16 protein-coding genes are annotated in these 16587 nt (G+C 73.3%); 9 read left to right on the top strand and 7 right to left on the bottom strand.

Translation table 11 applies throughout. From position 1 onward, the window contains the following. Window positions 1-10: 10 nt before the first annotated feature. Window positions 11-553 carry a CinA family protein gene (locus OTB19_RS22800; protein WP_267800209.1) on the top strand — a complete coding sequence of 181 codons (543 nt, stop codon included), beginning with the start codon at window positions 11-13 and terminating at the stop codon, window positions 551-553. A gap of 109 nt (window positions 554-662) precedes the next feature. Next, window positions 663-1043: a helix-turn-helix domain-containing protein gene (locus tag OTB19_RS22805; protein WP_053682245.1), complete on the top strand. Its 381-nt coding sequence runs from the start codon at window positions 663-665 to the stop codon at window positions 1041-1043. A gap of 463 nt (window positions 1044-1506) precedes the next feature. Here the strand turns inward: OTB19_RS22805 and OTB19_RS22815 are convergent, their stop codons facing one another. From OTB19_RS22815 to OTB19_RS22830, 4 genes are all read right to left on the bottom strand, one after another. Further along, on the bottom strand, window positions 1507-2271 hold the full coding sequence (locus tag OTB19_RS22815; RefSeq protein WP_267800211.1) for an SDR family NAD(P)-dependent oxidoreductase: 765 nt from the start codon (window positions 2269-2271) through the stop codon (window positions 1507-1509). 36 nt (window positions 2272-2307) lie between these two features. Continuing rightward, on the bottom strand, window positions 2308-3132 hold the full coding sequence (locus tag OTB19_RS22820) for an Fpg/Nei family DNA glycosylase (protein ID WP_267800212.1): 825 nt from the start codon (window positions 3130-3132) through the stop codon (window positions 2308-2310). A gap of 99 nt (window positions 3133-3231) precedes the next feature. After that, complete coding sequence (locus tag OTB19_RS22825; protein ID WP_267800213.1) at window positions 3232-3909, bottom strand: hypothetical protein; 678 nt, start codon at window positions 3907-3909, stop codon at window positions 3232-3234. 175 nt (window positions 3910-4084) lie between these two features. Then, entirely contained in the window at window positions 4085-8677 is a 4593-nt protein-coding gene (locus OTB19_RS22830) for an ATP-dependent helicase (protein ID WP_267800214.1), read from the bottom strand. Window positions 8678-8757: 80 nt separating this feature from the next. On the opposite strand from OTB19_RS22830, the gene OTB19_RS22835 reads away from it, so the two are divergent. The 3 genes from OTB19_RS22835 to OTB19_RS22845 all read left to right on the top strand — a co-directional run bounded on the left by OTB19_RS22835 (window position 8758) and on the right by OTB19_RS22845 (window position 10722). Further along, window positions 8758-9606, top strand: a complete 849-nt coding sequence (locus OTB19_RS22835; RefSeq protein WP_267800215.1) for an AraC family transcriptional regulator — start codon at window positions 8758-8760, stop codon at window positions 9604-9606. A 109-nt stretch (window positions 9607-9715) separates the two neighbouring features. After that, complete coding sequence (locus tag OTB19_RS22840; protein ID WP_267800216.1) at window positions 9716-10417, top strand: AzlC family ABC transporter permease; 702 nt, start codon at window positions 9716-9718, stop codon at window positions 10415-10417. After that, window positions 10414-10722 (top strand): AzlD domain-containing protein, encoded by a 309-nt coding sequence (locus OTB19_RS22845; protein WP_267800217.1) that lies wholly within the window; start codon window positions 10414-10416, stop codon window positions 10720-10722. The genes OTB19_RS22840 and OTB19_RS22845 overlap by 4 nt, the downstream gene beginning before the upstream one ends. On the opposite strand, the gene OTB19_RS22850 is transcribed toward OTB19_RS22845, so the two are convergent. Continuing rightward, window positions 10691-11674, bottom strand: a complete 984-nt coding sequence (locus OTB19_RS22850) for a hypothetical protein (protein ID WP_267800218.1) — start codon at window positions 11672-11674, stop codon at window positions 10691-10693. The genes OTB19_RS22845 and OTB19_RS22850 overlap by 32 nt on opposite strands. An 81-nt stretch (window positions 11675-11755) precedes the next feature. Here OTB19_RS22850 and OTB19_RS22855 point away from each other — a divergent pair, with 81 nt between their 5' ends. After that, window positions 11756-11950 carry a DUF3046 domain-containing protein gene (locus OTB19_RS22855; protein WP_053682254.1) on the top strand — a complete coding sequence of 65 codons (195 nt, stop codon included), beginning with the start codon at window positions 11756-11758 and terminating at the stop codon, window positions 11948-11950. A 174-nt stretch (window positions 11951-12124) separates the two neighbouring features. Further along, complete coding sequence (locus tag OTB19_RS22860) at window positions 12125-13216, top strand: AI-2E family transporter (RefSeq protein WP_324289572.1); 1092 nt, start codon at window positions 12125-12127, stop codon at window positions 13214-13216. On the opposite strand, the gene OTB19_RS22865 is transcribed toward OTB19_RS22860, so the two are convergent. Continuing rightward, the gene (locus OTB19_RS22865) at window positions 13167-13931 is read right to left on the bottom strand and encodes a Clp protease N-terminal domain-containing protein (protein ID WP_267800219.1); all 765 of its coding nucleotides are present in this window, start codon (window positions 13929-13931) and stop codon (window positions 13167-13169) included. The two genes, OTB19_RS22860 and OTB19_RS22865, sit on opposite strands and share 50 nt — an antisense overlap. A 217-nt stretch (window positions 13932-14148) precedes the next feature. Here OTB19_RS22865 and OTB19_RS22870 point away from each other — a divergent pair, with 217 nt between their 5' ends. Both OTB19_RS22870 and OTB19_RS22875 read left to right on the top strand, forming a co-directional pair. Continuing rightward, the gene (locus OTB19_RS22870) at window positions 14149-14571 is read left to right on the top strand and encodes a DUF3052 domain-containing protein (protein WP_267800220.1); all 423 of its coding nucleotides are present in this window, start codon (window positions 14149-14151) and stop codon (window positions 14569-14571) included. 281 nt (window positions 14572-14852) lie between these two features. Next, window positions 14853-15692: a S1 family peptidase gene (locus OTB19_RS22875; RefSeq protein WP_267800221.1), complete on the top strand. Its 840-nt coding sequence runs from the start codon at window positions 14853-14855 to the stop codon at window positions 15690-15692. Between the two features lie 110 nt (window positions 15693-15802). Here the strand turns inward: OTB19_RS22875 and OTB19_RS22880 are convergent, their stop codons facing one another. Then, on the bottom strand, window positions 15803-16312 hold the full coding sequence (locus OTB19_RS22880) for a DUF2199 domain-containing protein (RefSeq protein ID WP_267800222.1): 510 nt from the start codon (window positions 16310-16312) through the stop codon (window positions 15803-15805). Window positions 16313-16587 lie beyond the last annotated feature (275 nt).

Here is a 16587-nt window from a genome sequence, read left to right on the forward strand (position 1 = left end):
TAATTTTTCGGTGACCGGCGGTGCGGCGGAAGCCGGCGCCGGGGTCGTCGAGGTGGCCGGAGACGTACTGCGACTGCTCGCGGAGAGTGACCAGACCGTCGCCGTCGCCGAGTCGCTCACCGGCGGCATGGTCGCCGCGGGAATCACTTCCGTGCCCGGAGCCTCGAAGTCGTTCCGCGGCTCGGTCACGGCGTACGCGACCGAACTCAAGCACCGGGTCCTCGGGGTGGACGCCGATCTGCTGGCCGCCGAGGGCGCGGTGAACGCCCAGGTGGCACAGGAGATGGCCGCCGGCGTCCGACGGATCATGGGGGCGTCGTGGGGGATCGCGACGACCGGAGTGGCCGGCCCGGACCCGCAGGACGGGCAGCCGGTGGGAACGGTTTTCATCGCCGTGGTGGGTCCCGGGGGCAGGAAAACGGCCCGGCTGTGGTTGAACGGCTCCCGTACGGAAATCCGTAGGGAGAGTGCACGGACAGTGCTCGAACTTCTCTCGAGCGAACTCCGCGAGAATCTGCGGGGGCAGGATACGGAACAGAACGGGGGGATTTGATGTTTGCAGCCCTGAGTGAACACGACATAGCTCCCCGCACGGCCGCGGCGCGAGGCGGTACGGTGGGGCGTGAAGGTTACGGCTACACGGTCAGAGGAGGGAGCCACCGATGATTCTGCTCCGTCGCCTGCTGGGTGACGTGCTGCGTCGGCAGCGCCAGCGCCAGGGCCGTACTCTGCGCGAGGTCTCCTCGTCCGCCCGAGTTTCGCTCGGCTATCTCTCCGAGGTGGAGCGGGGGCAGAAGGAGGCATCTTCCGAGCTGCTCTCCGCGATCTGCGACGCGCTTGACGTACGGATGTCCGAGCTGATGCGGGAAGTCAGCGACGAACTGTCGTTGGCAGAGCTTGCGCAGTCGGCCGCGGCAAGCGAACCGGTGCCGGCACCGGTGCGCCCGATGCTCAATTCGGTCTCCGTGACCTCGGTCGCGGGCACCACGGAACGGGTGACCATCAAGGCCCCCGTGGAAGCGGTGAACGTCGTAGCCGCGTGAGTCCAAGCGTGTGAGTGTGGCTGGAGCCCCGGTCGGTGCGAGATGCATCGGGTGGGGTTCCTTGCTGTGTGCCCGTCGACGCGCCCTGTGCCCGTCGTCGTGTGTCGTGCACCGTGCCGCACGGGTGGCCCGCAGGCCGTTCTGGGTGCGGGGGGCAGGGGGGTGCGGGAGGATGGGCGCGTCCGGATCCCCGCCTCCCGGGAGGCAGCCGTGCGGCGGCTACTGATACCCCTTGCGCTGACCGTGGGCGTGCTGTGGTGGTGGGCCGTGCTGCGGCTGGCCCTGGCACCCGCGGAGTCCGGACCCGTGGAGGGCGCGGTGGCCGTCGGCGGCTGGGGGCTCGGGCTCCTGCCGGTGCACTGCGTCCCGAGGCCCGAGCGGGGGCGCCGCAAGGGGGGACCGGGGGACGGGGGAACCGTCGTACCGGGCGTGCCGGCAACGGCCGTGCCCGCCGGTCCGGCGTCTACCAGGGCATCGACACTCCACCGTTCGGGCGAAGAATCTGGCCCGTCATGAAGGACGAGGCGTCCGAGGCGAGGTAGAGCACGGCCTGCGCGATGTCCTCGGGCTCGCCGACCCGGCCGAGTGGGGACATCCGGACCATCATCGCCTCGGTCTGCTCCTGCGCCCGCGCCCCGTGGCGACCGGTCATGGGCGTGCGGATCCACCCCGGCGCGACGGCGTTGACGCGGATGCCGTGCGGGCCCGTCTCGGTGGCCAGGGTCTTGGTCAGCTGGACGACGGCGGCCTTGGCGGCGCTGTAGCAGAGCAGACCGGGCTGGGCGGCGTCCACGGCGCCGGAGGCCATGGTGACGATCGAGCCGGGGCGGCCGGCGGCGATCATGGCGCGGGCGGATTCCTGGCAGGTGCGCAGGACACCCTTGAAGTTGATGTCCAGGACCCGGTCGAGGTCCTCGTCGGTGGTCTCCAGGACGCTGCTGGTGTGCATGATCCCGGCGATGGCGGCCGTGATGTCGAGGGGGCCCGCCGCCGCGACGGCCGCCCGGAGCGCGGCGCGGTCCGTGACGTCGAGGGCGTGGACGGTGGCCCGACCGCCCGCCTTGGCGACCAGGTCGGCGGTCTCCCGGAGGCCGTCCGCGTCCCGGTCCGCGCAGTGCACGGCCGCGCCGGCCTCGGCGAGGAGCACGGCGGTGGCGCGGCCGATGCCGCTCGCGGCGCCGGTGATCAGCGCGGTGCGGCCGGTGAGGTCGTACGAGGCTGTGGGCATGTCGGGACCGTACGACCGAACCTGACGGACCGTCAACTAGGGGGTCGGGCCGGATTGGCAGCTCGGGCACCAGTAGGTGGGCCGGTCGTCCTGCCGGGCCTCGCGGACCGGGGTGCCGCAGCGCAGGCAGGGCCGGCGGAGGCGGCCGTAGACGAACAGGTCCTGGCCGGGGCGGCGGCTGCCGGTGGTGTTGCGGTGGCCGTCGCGGCCGCCGCGCTCGCCGACGTTGGCGCGCAGGAGCCGGTGCGCTGCCCCGGCGAGGCGGACGGCCGTGACCTCGGGGTCGGGGAGGGCGCCCACCGGTGTCCAGGGGGTGACCTGGGCCAGGAAGCAGAGCTCGGACTTGTAGATGTTGCCGATGCCGGCCAGGTTGCGTTGGTCGAGGAGGGCCTCGCCGAGGGGGCGGTCGGGGGCGGCGAGGAGGTTCGCGGCGGCCCGGTCGGGGTCCCAGTCCGGGCCGAGGAGGTCGGGGCCGAGGTGACCGACCGCGCGGTCCTCGTCGGCGGTACGGATCAGTTCCACGACGGGGAGGCGGTAGCCGACGGCGGTGGAGTCGGCGGTGCCGAGGACGACGCGGATCTCGTGGACGGGGCCCCCGTGCCACTTCGCGGCCGCGGGGAAGACGTGCCAGGCGCCGTCCATGCGGAGGTGGGTGTGGAGGGTGAGGCCGTCGTCCCCGTCGCCCGCCTCGAAGCGGGCCAGGAGGTGCTTGCCGCGGGGGATGACGTCGAGGGTGGTGCGGCCCGTGAGGTCGGCGGTGGCGAAGCGGGGGACGCGGAGGTCGGAGCGGGTGAGCCGCTTCCCGGCCAGGGCCGCGTGGAGGCGGGCCGCCGCGCGCCAGACGCTGTCTCCTTCGGGCATGGGCTCATTGTCGGCCCCCGGGCGGGGATTCTCCTGCGCGCCCCGGCGTGCGGCGGGCCCCCGCGGCCGTTCGTCGCGGGGGCCCGGGCGGGGTGGGGCCTACTTCCAGGTGAGGCTCTTGCCGTCCTTCAGGGAGTTGTAGGGGTCGCCCCAGTACTCGGCGCCGACCACCTTGGTCTGGGCCGAGGGGGCCAGGGCGACCGCGCAGTTGGTCTGCGACTTGCCGTTGGTGAAGTCGCGCGGCAGCGAGTCGTCGTCGCACTTCTCGAACGTGCCGATGATCGAGAGGCCCTGGGCCTCGCTGCCGTCCGGGAGGAGGCCCTTGATGTGGCCCACGGAGGTGTGCGACAGGTCGGTGGTGCCGACGTTCTTGACCGAGTAGCGGATGTAATACGGAACCATCCCCTTGACCTTGTCGCCGAGCTTGAGCGCGGCGAGGTCGGCGGCCTGTCCCTGCTCGATGCCGGTCACGGTGAGGGCGATGGTGCCGGCCTTGTCCGTGCCGTACTTGAACGGCACGGTGGCCGCCTCGCCGATCTTGAAGCTCTGACCGGACTTGGCGGTGCCCGCGGTCCCGGGGGCCGGTACGTCGCCGCCGCCGGCCGGCGGGGTGGCGCTCGTGTCGGGCTGTGCGGGCTTGGAGGGCTGCGCGGCGGACGGGGAGGCCGGTGCCGGGGCCTGCTCCTCGTTGCCGCTCTTGCAGGCGGTCAGGGCCAGGCCGACGACCGCCAGGCCGATGAAGCCGACGGCGGTTCCGCGCGTGCCTATGGTGCTCACTGTTCTCGTCCCCCATGAATGTGCGTCGGGCATCTGGATGTGCGTCGGGCGTCGCGTCGAACGCGATGCCTTATGCGATCTTGATAACGCACGAAAGGCCGCGATCACCAGGTCGAACGGGGTCTCGTGACGTGTTCAATACAAAAGCGGCACACTTGGGTCCGTTCCGTGGAGATCAGTTGCGCAGCCGCAGGCCCCGCGGGGTCGCGTGGAAGCCGGCCGCCTCCAGGGCCGGCCCCAGGGGCGAGGTCAGGGCCGGGGCGGCGTTGATCCGCTCCACCGTCAGGTCGGGGACGGTACTCGCGCGCGAGGCCGCGACGAGCGCGGCCGTCGCCGCCGCGAGGCGCGGATCCTCCGCCGGCGGCCAGGCCAGCAGGGTCTTGCCGCCCCGCTCCAGATACAGGGTGAGTTCGCCGTCGACCAGCACCACGAGGGAACCCGCCTTGCGGCCCGGCTTGTGGGTGGCGTCGGCCGGGGGCTCCGGCCAGGGCAGGGCCGCGCCGTACGCGTTCGCCGGGTCGGCCGCGGCCAGGACCACCGCCGCCAGGGGAGGCGGGGTGCGCTCGGCCGCCCGCAGCCGGTCCACCGCGCCGTCCATCGCGAACTGGGCCGCGCCCAGCCCCTCGACCACGTAGCCCCGGCGGGCCTGACCGCTGTCCTCGAAGGCCGACAGGACCCGGTAGACCGCGCTGAAGCCGCCCTGCACCCCCTCCGCCGCGACCGCGCCCCGGGTGACGACCCCGTGCCGGTCCAGCAGGGTGCGGGCCAGGGCGTGGGCCCGGTGGGTGGGGTCCGGGGCGTGCGTCGGCAGGAGGGACCAGCGGCCCGAGACGGTGGGCGGGCCCGTACGGGACACGGTGGCGCCGAGGGTGCCGTAGCGGCCGCGCGGGACGGTGCGCCGGGCGCGATGGGCGGTGGCGCCCGCCGTGCGGCCCGAACCCAACAGGGACCGCAGCGGGGCCAGGGTGTCGTTGGTCAGCCGGCCCGACCAGGCCAGATCCCAGACGGCGGAGGACAGTTCGGCGTCGGAGACCGCGGGGTGCCCGGCGCGCACGGCCTCGGTGAGCTGGCGGAAGAACAGGCCGTACCCGCCCGAGAGGGCGTCCAGGACGGCCTGGTGGATCGGGGTCGTCTCCAGCGGATGGGCCGGCGGGAGCAGCAGCGGCGCCGTCTCGGCGAGGTAGAGGGACACCCAGCCGTCCTTGCCGGGCAGCGCCCCGGCGCCGGCCCAGATCACCTCGCCGGTGGTGGTCAGTTCGTCCAGCAGGGTCGGGGAGTATCCCGCGACCCGGGAGGGCAGGATCAGGCGCTCCAGCGCGGAGGCCGGCACCGGGGCCCCCTGGAGCTGCTCCACCGCCCGGGCCAGGCCGTCGATCCCGCGCAGGGTCCCGCCCACGTGCTGCCACTGCGGCAGGAACGTGGCCAGCGCCGTCGGCGGCACGGGTTCCAGTTCCTGCCGGAGCGCGGCCAGCGAGCGGCGTCGCAGCCGGCGCAGCACGGCCGCGTCGCACCACTCCTGACCGATCCCGGCCGGATGGAACTCGCCCTGGACCACCCGGCCCGACGCGGCGAGCCGGTGCAGGGCGCCGTCGGTGACGGCCCCGCCCAGGCCGAGGCGGGCGGCGGCCGCGGCCGTGGTGAACGGTCCGTGGGTGCGGGCGTACCGGGCCAGGAGATCACCGAGCGGGTCCTTGACCGGTTCGGTGAACGCCTCGGGGACCCCGACCGGGAGCGCGGTGCCCAGGGCGTCGCGGAGCCGGCCGGCGTCCTCGATCGCGGCCCAGTGCTCGGCTCCGCCGATCCGTACCCGGATGGCCCGGCGGGCGGCGGCGAGTTCACCTCCCCAGGACGACTCGGCGCCGCGCTCGACCAGTTCGGCGTCGGTCAGCGGGCCCAGCATGCGCAGCAGGTCGGCCACCGACTCGACGTCCTTGGCCCGGCGGTCCTCGGTGAGCCACTGGAGCTCCCGCTCCAACTCCTCCAGCACCGAGGCGTCGAGCAACTCGCGCAGCTCCGCCTGGCCGAGGAGTTCGGCGAGCAGCCGGGAGTCCAGCGAGAGCGCGGCGGCCCTGCGCTCGGCCAGCGGGGAGTCGCCCTCATACAGGAACTGGGCGACGTAGCCGAAGAGGAGGGAACGGGCGAACGGCGAGGGCTCGGCCGTGGTCACCTCGACCAGACGGACCCGGCGCGCCTCGATGTCCCCCATCAGCTCCGTCAGACCGGGCACGTCGAAGACGTCCTGGAGGCATTCCCGTACCGCTTCCAGCACGATCGGGAAGGATCCGAACTCCGAAGCCACCTGGAGGAGTTGCGAGGCGCGCTGACGCTGCTGCCACAGCGGGGTGCGCTTGCCCGGATTGCGGCGCGGCAACAGCAGGGCGCGGGCGGCGCACTCGCGGAACCGGGAGGCGAACAGGGCCGAGCCGCCCACCTGGTCGGTGACGATCTGGTTGATGTCGCCGTGGTCGAAGGCGACGTCGGCGGCGCCCAGCGGCGCCTTCTCGTCGTCGAACTCGAAGGACCGGTCGGCCTGCGCGGGGTCGTGGTCCAGCAGGTCCATGCTCAGCAGCTCGGCGTCCGGCAGGCGCAGCACGATCCCGTCGTCGGCGTGCATGACCTGCGCGTCCATCCCGTACCGCTCGGCGAGGCGGGCGCCGAGGGCGAGCGCCCACGGGGCGTGCACCTGCGCACCGAAGGGGGAGTGGACCACGATCCGCCAGTCCCCGAGCTCGTCCCGGAACCGCTCCACCACGATGGTGCGGTCGTCGGGCACGTGGCCACAGGCCTCGCGCTGCTCGGAGAGGTACGCGAGGACGTTGTCCGAGGCCCAGACGTCCAGGCCGGCGGCCAGGAGGCGCAGCCGGGCGTCCTCGTCGCTCAGGGCCCCCAGCTCGCGCAGGAACGCGCCGACGGCGCGGCCCAGTTCGAGGGGGCGGCCCAGTTGGTCGCCCTTCCAGAAGGGCAGCCGGCCGGGAACCCCCGGGGCGGGCGACACCAGGACCCGGTCCCGGGTGATGTCCTCGATCCGCCAGGAACTGGTGCCCAGGGTGAAGACGTCCCCGACGCGCGACTCGTAGACCATCTCCTCGTCGAGCTCACCGACCCGGCCGCCGCCCTTCTTCGGGTCCGCGCCCGCGAGGAAGACGCCGAACAGGCCCCGGTCCGGGATCGTGCCGCCGGAGGTGACCGCCAGCCGCTGGGCGCCCGGCCGGCCGGTGATCGTCCCGGCGACCCGGTCCCACACCACGCGCGGTCGCAGTTCGGCGAACGCGTCCGACGGGTAGCGGCCCGCCAGCATGTCCAGGACCGACGTGAACGCCGAGTCGGGCAGCGCCGCGAACGGCGCGGCCCGCCGCACCAGGGCCAGCAGGTCGTCCAGTTGCCAGGTGTCCATGGCCGTCATCGCCACCAGCTGCTGGGCCAGGACGTCGAGCGGATTGGACGGGACGCGCAGCGCCTCGATCGCACCGGTGCGCATCCGCTCGGTGACCACCGCCGCCTGCACCAGGTCCCCCCGGTACTTGGGGAAGACCACACCGGTGGAGACGGCGCCCACCTGGTGTCCGGCGCGGCCCACGCGCTGGAGCCCGGACGCCACCGACGGCGGGGACTCGACCTGCACCACCAGGTCCACCGCGCCCATGTCGATGCCCAGTTCCAGGCTGGACGTGGCGACCACGGCCGGCAGCCGGCCCGCCTTGAGGTCCTCCTCGACCAGCGCCCGCTGTTCCTTCGACACCGAGCCGTGGTGCGCGCGGGCCAGCACCGGCGGGGCGCCCCGCGCGGCCCCCGACTGGGCCATGATCTCGGCCGGCGGGGCGTCCTCGGGCAGCTTCTCGCCCGTGGCGCGCTCGTACGCGATCTCGTTGAGCCGGTTGCAGAGTCGCTCGGCGAGCCGGCGGGAGTTGGCGAACACGATCGTCGAGCGGTGCGCCTGGACGAGGTCCGCGATCCGCTCCTCCACATGCGGCCAGATGGACGGCTTGTCGCCGCCGTCCTTGCCCTCGGACGCGGGGGAGCCCCCCAACTCGCCCATGTCCTGGACGGGGACGACCACCGACAGGTCGAACTCCTTCGTCGAGGGCGGCTGGACGATCTCCACCTTGCCGCGCGGCGCCAGGTACCGGGCCACCTCGTCCACCGGACGGACCGTCGCCGACAGGCCGATCCGGCGCGCCGGACGCGGCAGCAGTTCGTCCAACCGCTCCAAGGACAGGGCGAGGTGGGCGCCGCGCTTGGTCCCCGCGACCGCGTGCACCTCGTCCAGGATCACCGTCTCGACGCCCGCCAGGGCGTCCCGGGCGGCCGAGGTCAGCATCAGGAACAGCGACTCGGGGGTGGTGATCAGGATGTCCGGCGGTCGGGCCACCAGGGACCGGCGCTCGGCGGGCGGGGTGTCCCCGGAGCGGATTCCGACCCGGATGTCCGGCTCCGGCGATCCCAACCGAACGGACTCCTGCCGGATGCCGGTCAGCGGGCTGCGGAGATTGCGCTCCACGTCGACGGCCAGCGCCTTCAGCGGCGACACGTACAACACCCGGCAGCGCTTCTTCGGCTCGGCGGGCGGCGGGACGGACGCCAGCCGGTCGAGGGCGGCCAGGAAGGCCGCCAGGGTCTTGCCGGAGCCAGTGGGCGCCACGACGAGCACGTCCGACCCGGCCCCGATGGCCCGCCAGGCACCCTCCTGCGCGGCCGTGGGCGTGTCGAAGGCCCCCGTGAACCACGAGCGGGTCGCGGGGGAGAACGAGTCGAGCGCGCTACCGGACATGCCCCCATCGTGCACCCGGCCACTGACAACCGGCCGGACCTGCGCAAACGCGCCGCGCTGCCGGGGCGCAGAATGGGGGGATGGGCACGGACGAGGGCCGCCGGGAATGGGCACGGCACTGGCAGCACGCGGAGCTGCCGGGCCTGGACCTGCTGCGCGCCCACTACGTACGGCACACCTTCCCGCGCCACGCCCACGACGGCTACGTCATCGCGGCCGTCACCGGCGGCATCGAGGAGATCGGCCTGCCCGGCACCACCCTGCGCGCCGGCCCGGGCAGCGTGGTCCTGATCAACCCCGAGGTCCCGCACACGGCCCGCGCCGGCGTCCCCGAGGGCTGGGCGTACGCCACCCTCTACCCGTCCCGGGAGCTGATCACCGAGGTCGCCGCGGAGATCGGCACCCAGCGGGGAACCCCGGGCTTCACGGTCGACATGGTCACCGATCCGCACACCTCCCGGGTGATCACCGAGGTGCACCGGGCCGCCGAGGCCGGCAACGCGCTGGCCGCCGACACCCTGTTGCGGGGCGCGGTCGCGCGGATGCTGACCCGGCACGCCGGACCGCTGCCCGCCCGCGAGTCGCGCCGGGCGGGCGCCTCGGACGCCGAACGGGCCCGGATCGTCCTGGAGGACCGGATGGCCGAGCCGCCCTCGCTGGAGCAGCTCGCGACGGAACTGGGCACGAGCCCGTTCGCCCTGCTGCGGGCGTTCCGGGAGCGGTACGGGATGCCCCCGCACACCTGGCTCACCGACGCCCGGGTCCGCCGGGCCCGCCGGCTCCTGGACGCGGGCACCCCGCCCGCCGAGGCGGCGGTCGTCGTCGGCTTCACCGACCAGCCGCACCTGAACCGCCACTTCACCCGGATCGTGGGCGTGCCCCCGGGCGCCTACCGGCGGGGACGGGCCGCCGGGGGCCCCGTCGCGTAGGCGCCGGTCCGCGCCCGAAGTCCGAGACCGGGCGGGGACCCGGGCCGCAAGAACGTACAAGACCGCACCGCCCCACCCCGCTTAGGTTCGCGGGGTGGGAGAACATCAGATGGTGATACGAGAGGCCCCCGACGAAGGGGTCGCCGACAAGCCGCGGGCCGCCGTCATCCGCGACGCGCTCGGTGTCGGCGTGGCCGTGGGGCTGTCCGGGTTCGCGTTCGGCGTGACCGCGGCCGGGGCGGGCGTCAGCGTGCTCCAGGCCTGTGTGCTGAGCCTGCTGGTGTTCACCGGGGCCTCGCAGTTCGCGCTGGTCGGGGCACTGGCGGCGGGCGGGAACCCGTTCACCGCCGCCGCCGGGGCCTTCTTCCTCGGCACCCGCAACGCCTTCTACGGGCTGCGGCTGTCCCAGTTGCTGGCCCTCCCCAAGGCGGTACGGCCCTTCGCCGCGCACTGGGTGATCGACGAGACCACCGCCGTGGCCCTGGCCCAGCCCGACCGGAAGTCGGCGCGGCTCGGCTTCACCGTGACCGGGCTCACCCTCTACGCCTTGTGGAACCTGACCACGCTGCTGGGCGCCCTCGGCGCCGAGGCCATCGGGGACACCCGCGTGTGGGGGCTGGACGCCGCCGGGCCCGCCGTGTTCCTCGCCCTGCTCGCACCGATGCTGAAGACCTCCATCGAGCGGGCCGTGGCCGCCCTCGCCCTGGTGCTCGGGCTGGGCCTGCTGCCCGTGCTGCCCTCCGGGGTGCCCGTGCTGGTCGCGGCGCTGGCCGCGCCGATCGTGCTGTGGATGAAGGGACGCTGCTCGTGAACGTCTGGATCGCCATCGCGGTGACCGTCGTCGGCTGCTACGCCGTCAAGCTCGCCGGACTCCTCGTCCCCGCCGAGGCCCTGGAACGGCCCTCGGTACGCCAACTCGCCGCGCTGCTGCCCGTCGCCCTGCTCGCCGCGCTCACCGCCCAGCAGACCTTCAGCACCGGGCAGGAACTGGTGCTCGACGCCCGGGCCGCCGGGCTGGCCGCCGCCGGGATCGCCCTGCTGCTGCGCGCCCCGTTCCTGGTGGTGGTCGGGGCCGCGGTCGCCGTCACCGTGGGACTGCGGGCCCTGACCGGGTGACGGGGGCGAGCGGGCGACCGTACGCCCGCAGCGTCAGCAGCGCCTCCACCGTGGCGATCGGCCGCCGCTCCAGCGAACTGCCCGGCGCCCAGGCCCGGCGACGCACCGGCCAGCCGCCGTCCTGCTGCTGCTCGGCCGCGAGGAAGTCCAGGGCGCGCTCCATCTCCGCGTCGGTGAACCATCCCCGCGCCAGCGACTCCGGACGGCGCGCGAAGTCGTACGGGAACAGCCGCTCGCCCGGCGCGTAGCCCGAGGCCGGAGGCTGCTCCTCGCGACGCTCCGGATCCAGCACGACGAGCCCCCGCTCCCGCACCAGCCGCCCCAACCGGTCCGCGGCCGCCGCCGCGCGCCCCCGGTCGGGCGCCCCGTCCAGGAAGGCGACCGCGCTCTGGATCTCGTACGGATGCGAGTGGCGCAGGGTCTCGACCCGGTCCCAGCAGAAGTCCGTGGCCCGGAACAGCCACGCGTGCCAGACCCGGTTGCGGTGGAGCAGCCCGACGATCGGCCCCGTGGTCAGCAGCTCGCTCGGGGGATCGTCGCGCACCGGGTGGTAGGGGGCCGCCGGGTAGTCGCGCGGCGCCGGGAAGACCAGGGGGAGAGCGCCCTCCGGGGTGGAGACCAGGGTCAGGTGGCGGCAGAGCCGCTCGATGCGCCGGCCCGTGCAGCGGCCCAGGGCGTCGAGGACGCGCAGGGCGTGCGCGGTGTGCAGGGGCTGGCTCAGCGGGCCGCGCAGGTCCGGGTCCAGCGCGTGACCGTAGCCTCCGTCCGCGCCCAGGTACGCGCCGAGGGCGGCGTCCACCGCGTCGGCGTCCCCGCCGAGGAAGTGGAACGCGAACCGGCGCTGCTCCAGGACCCGGGCGGTGAGCCAGATGAACTGCTCGGCACGGGCCAGCGGGGCGGTCGGGCCCAGTGAGGCCGCCGGGGCCGGCGAGGACGCTTCGTCTCCAGGCATGCGTGAAACCGTAGGGCGCACGGATGCGGCGGCGGGGCCCGAACGCGGTGGGTGCACTCTCCGGGGCGCGATACTGGTGGCATGCGGTTGACGATTTTCTGGGAACGGATGGCCGAGCACTTCGGCGCGGGCTACGCGGACTCCTTCGCGCGGGACCACGTCATGACGGAACTCGGCGGACGCACCGTCCACCAGGCCCTCGACGCCGGCTGGGAGGCCAAGGACGTGTGGCGCGCGGTGTGCGCCGCGATGGACGTGCCGGCCTCGCTGCGCTGAGCCGGACGCCCGTTTCCTCACAAGCGCCGCAGGTGGGACACACTGGGCGGCGTGGCAGCGACAGAAGAGACGACCGAACAGCCCGCGCCGGCCCCCACCGATCCCGGAGAGCGGCCGCGTGACGGCGGCCCGGACCGGGTGCCGTCGCCCGCGGGCCCCCCGGCCGAGGCGCGGATGCCGCGGTGGCTGCCGCGCGCGGTGATCCTCGTACTGGCCCTGGTCGCCTGCTTCCAACTCGGCAGCTGGGCCTTCCACCAGCTCATCGGGCTGCTCGTCAACATCCTGATCGCCTTCTTCCTCGCCCTCGCGATAGAGCCCGCGGTGGCGCGGATGGCGGCCCGCGGCATGCGCCGCGGGTTCGCCACCTTCCTGGTCTACCTGGGCGTCCTCGTGGCGACCGCGGGGTTCGTCGCGCTGCTCGGCTCGATGCTCGCCGGGCAGATCGTGGACATGGTGGAGGGCTTCCCGAGGTACCTGGACTCGGTGATCGGATCGATCAACGACACCTTCCACACCGAACTGTCCCGGCTGTCGATCCAGGACAGCCTGCTGCACTCGGACTGGCTGCAGAAGTACGTGCAGAACAGCGCGACCGGCGTGCTCGACGTGTCGGCCACCGTCCTCGGCGGACTCTTCCGGCTGCTGACGATCGGGCTGTTCTCCTTCTACTTCGCCGCGGACGGTCCGCGACTGCGGCGCGCGTTGTGCTCCGTGCTGCCGCCCGGCAAGCAGTCGGAGGTGCTGCGCGCCTGGGAGATCGCCGTCGCCAAGACGGGCGGGTACCTCTACTCGCGCGGGCTGATGGCGCTGATCTCCGGGATCGCGCACTACATCCTGTTCGCGATCCTCGGTGTGCCCTACGCGCCCGCCCTCGCGGTGTGGGTGGGGCTGGTGTCCCAGTTCATCCCCACCATCGGCACCTACCTGGCGGGCGCGCTGCCGATGCTGATCGCCTTCACGATCGACCCCTGGTACGCGCTGTACGTCCTCGGGTTCGTCGTGGTCTACCAGCAGTTCGAGAACTACGTGCTCCAGCCCAAGCTGACGTCGCGGACCGTGGACATCCACCCGGCGGTCGCCTTCGGCTCGGTCATCGCGGGCACCGCCCTGCTCGGCGCGGTCGGGGCGCTCATCGCGATCCCGGCCGTCGCCACGCTCCAGGCCTTCCTCGGCGCGTACGTGAAGCGGTACGAGCTGACGGAGGGCGCGGACGCCTCTACTTCTTCCCGTCCGCGTCGGCGAGTACGGCTGCCAGGGCTTCGGTGACGGTCGCCTCGACGGCGGCCTTGTCCACGCCCAGCCCGCTCAGCACGCCCTCGCCGTTCTCCAACTCCAGCAGGGCGAGCAGGAGGTGCTCGGTGCCGACGAAGTTGTGGCCCAGCCGCAGGGCCTCGCGGAGGGTGAGCTCCAGGGCCTTCTTGGCGCCGACGTCGAAGGGGACCAGGTCGGGTACCTCCGCGACGGCCGCCGGCAGCGCGGCGCCGGCGGCGGCGCGGACGTCGTCCGTCGCGACGTGCTGGGCCCGCAGCGCCTGACCGGCGAGCGACTCGGGGTCGGCGAGCAGACCGAGGACCAGGTGCTCGGTGCGGATCTCGGTGTTGCCGGCGGCGCGGGCCTCGTTCTGCGCGGTCATCACGACGTTGCGGGCGCGGGGGGTGAAGCGGGCGAAGCCCTGCGCGGAGTCGAGGTCGCCGTCGGCGCCGTCGCCCTTGTCGCTCTTGGGGACGAAGCGCTTCTGCGCGGCCTGGCGGGTGACGCCCATGCTGCGGCCGATGTCGGTCCAGGAGGCGCCGGAGCGGCGGGCCTGGTCGACGAAGTGGCCGATGAGGTGATCGGCGACGTCCCCGAGCGCCTCGGCGGCGACGACGGCGCCGCTGAGCTGCTCCAGGGTGTCGGAGTGGACCTTCTTGATGGCCTCGATGAGGTCGTCGAGGCGTACCGGATTGGTCATGCGAACGGGTTCCACGGGAGGGTTCGTCATGTAGGCAACCGTAGGTTGACAGTCGAGCGACTGTCAACCCTGGGTTGTCACCTGCATGCTCGTCGACCGCTCCGGCTCCGGGGGCGGCGCGGCCGGATCGGGGGAGGTTCGGCGCGTCCGCAGGGCCGACTGCCACGCTCCGCGCACCACGTTCCGTATCGGATCGGCTACGTTACGCACGTGCGCGATGGGCGCGCCCGGAGTGGAGGAGACCGCAGTGACGACATCGGAAGACGAGCGGACGGGCGGCCCCGAGGCCCGGCTCGGATTCGAGCCCGGCCAGGTCGTCCAGGAGATCGGCCTGGGCGACGACGTCGACGAGGAACTGCGCGCGGGCATCGCGCGGGTCATCGGTCAGGAACTGGTCGGCGAGGACTACGGCGACGTCGTGGACGTCGTCCTCCTGTGGTTCCGGGAGGAGGACGGCGACCTCACCGACGGGCTCGTCGACTGCATCGCGCTGCTGGAGGACGGTGGCGTGATCTGGCTCCTCACCCCGAAGGTCGGACTGGACGGACACGTCGAGCCCAGTGACATCGCCGAGGCCGTGACGACGGCCGGTCTCTCGCAGGCCCGGCCGGTCAGTGTGACCAAGCGCTGGGCCGGCGCCAGGCTCACCGCCCCCAAGTCCCGGAGGTAGGGCGGGCGGCGGCGACGTCCGCCCGGTGACCGGTCGATCCGCCCGAGGGGTGGATCGACCGGTCTTTCGCGTCCGGTCGCGTCGCGTCGGCGCGGGGGATCGGGCGGGGGATGCGGGGTTCGGATCCGGCCACGCCTTCGGTGATAACGCCTTTCGTCGACTCGCCACGCCCTCTTGTGGGTTGGCCGTGACCTCTTAACAATGCGCATGACAACCGAAGGATCTTCGGTCGCATTGTCACGGGCGAACCCAGCCCTCGATTCGAGAGGGGAACCCCCCACGTGAACAAGCCTCTCGCCGGCGCCCTGCTCTCCGTGCTCCTGATCGGAGCGGCGGCGGCCCCGGCCGTGGCCTCCGTACCCCTGGAGGAGAAGGCGGCCCCGGCCGTCGCGGTCACCTTCGCGGGAACGGTCGCGCTCAGCAACTGTTCCGGCTCCGTCGTCCGCGCCCCCGCCTCCCAACCGAACGACCCCGCCCTGGTCCTCTCCAACGGGCACTGCCTGGAGACCGGCTTCCCGGCGGCCGGCGAGGTCGTCAAGGACCAGGCGTCCAGCCGCTCCTTCTCGCTTCTCAACGCCTCGGGCTCCAAGGTGGCGACCCTCAGGGCGAGCAAGATCGCGTACGCCACGATGACCGACACGGACGTCTCGCTCTACCAGCTCACCAAGACGTACGCGCAGATACAGAGCCAGTACGGCATCGGCGCGCTCACCCTCAACGACGTCCGCCCGGTACAGGGGTCGGCGATCAAGGTGGTGTCGGGGTACTGGAAGCGCACCTACACCTGCAACGTCGACGGGTTCGCCTACCGCCTCAAGGAGGGCGAGTGGACCTGGAAGGACTCGGTCCGCTACACCTCGGCCTGCAACACCATCGGCGGCACCTCGGGCTCGCCGGTGATCGACACGACGACGGGCAAGGTCGTCGCCGTCAACAACACCGGCAACGAGGACGGCGGCCGGTGCACCGACAACAACCCCTGTGAGGTGGACCAGGACGGCAACGTGACGGTCCGTCGGGGCATCAACTACGCCCAGGAGACGTACACGATCGTCCCCTGCATAGGCGCAGGCAACGTGATCGACCTGAACCGGCCGGGCTGCGCGCTGCCCAAGCCGTAGCGCTCCCGCGACCGCCCGTCGCCGCGTCCGCCGTCCGCCGGTGCGCGCGGGGGCGGGCGGTCGTACGTTTACGCCGCCGCCCGGGCGCCGCCGCCTCGCCGCCGGGCCGGTCAGGCCGGGTGCAGCACGGCCGCGGCGATCTCGCGGACCCGGTCGAGGGTGATCCCGGTGCGCTGCTCGACCGCGAGGGGGTGCGCGGTGGGCTCCAGCTCGATGAAGGGGCGCTGCCCCACCGGGCGCGTGTGGCAGGTCGTCCTCAGGTTGACGGTGCCGGGGGAGTAGAGCGCGAGTTCCGTGCTGAGCCAACCGAAGTACGGCTTCTCGGCCTCGCGGCCCTCCGTGTGCCACAGGTCGAGGGCGCGGCCGAAGTTCTCCTGGCTGAGCGAGATCCAGACGCCCCACGAGAAGACGGCGCCGCTGTCGACCACGGGTATCTCGATCAGACCCCTGATGAAGAAGTGCCGCCCCTGGATGACGCACTGCTCGGACGACAGCGTGCTGTCCGGATCCGCCTCGAAGGCGGGATTCCAGGCCTCGGGCGCCGGTGTCGAGTAGCTCAGGGGGAGCTCCGCGTGGTGCTCGCCGCAGCGTGAACACGTGAATCCGAGATCGTTGGCCATGCCGCGAGCCTAATGACCCGACCCGGCCGGGAGGCCCCCGGGCCGCTCGCCCGCCCGATGCCGGCCGCTTCGGGTTCGTCCGCCGGAGCGGCCGTCTCCCGACCCGGCCCGCCGTGCATGCCGGGAACGGCGGAGTCGATCGTTCCGGATCCTTGTTCGCCGACCCACCCGAGGGGCGGGTCGGCGTGCCCTCCTCGCGTCCGCGCCGGCCGTCACGGCAGGTCGGAGGGGAGGGGGACGGGGTGGGCGTGGTGCGCTTGACAGGGAAATCGAAC

The sequence above is a fragment of the Streptomyces sp. H27-H5 genome (genome assembly GCF_026627505.1).
Lineage (GTDB): Bacteria > Actinomycetota > Actinomycetes > Streptomycetales > Streptomycetaceae > Streptomyces.

Excerpts from the sequence above, each read along its gene's own strand:
- OTB19_RS22855 (WP_053682254.1), top strand. The coding sequence starts at position 11,756 with ATGCGGTTGACGATTTTCTGGGAACGGATGGCCGAGCACTTCGGCGCG.
- OTB19_RS22815 (WP_267800211.1), bottom strand. The coding sequence starts at position 2,271 with ATGCCCACAGCCTCGTACGACCTCACCGGCCGCACCGCGCTGATCACC.
- OTB19_RS22865 (WP_267800219.1), bottom strand. The coding sequence starts at position 13,931 with ATGACGAACCCTCCCGTGGAACCCGTTCGCATGACCAATCCGGTACGC.
- OTB19_RS22860 (WP_324289572.1), top strand. The coding sequence starts at position 12,125 with ATGCCGCGGTGGCTGCCGCGCGCGGTGATCCTCGTACTGGCCCTGGTC.
- OTB19_RS22805 (WP_053682245.1), top strand. The coding sequence starts at position 663 with ATGATTCTGCTCCGTCGCCTGCTGGGTGACGTGCTGCGTCGGCAGCGC.
- OTB19_RS22835 (WP_267800215.1), top strand. The coding sequence starts at position 8,758 with ATGGGCACGGACGAGGGCCGCCGGGAATGGGCACGGCACTGGCAGCAC.
- OTB19_RS22850 (WP_267800218.1), bottom strand. The coding sequence starts at position 11,674 with ATGCCTGGAGACGAAGCGTCCTCGCCGGCCCCGGCGGCCTCACTGGGC.
- OTB19_RS22820 (WP_267800212.1), bottom strand. The coding sequence starts at position 3,132 with ATGCCCGAAGGAGACAGCGTCTGGCGCGCGGCGGCCCGCCTCCACGCG.
- OTB19_RS22830 (WP_267800214.1), bottom strand. The coding sequence starts at position 8,677 with ATGTCCGGTAGCGCGCTCGACTCGTTCTCCCCCGCGACCCGCTCGTGG.
- OTB19_RS22880 (WP_267800222.1), bottom strand. The coding sequence starts at position 16,312 with ATGGCCAACGATCTCGGATTCACGTGTTCACGCTGCGGCGAGCACCAC.
- OTB19_RS22840 (WP_267800216.1), top strand. The coding sequence starts at position 9,716 with ATGGTGATACGAGAGGCCCCCGACGAAGGGGTCGCCGACAAGCCGCGG.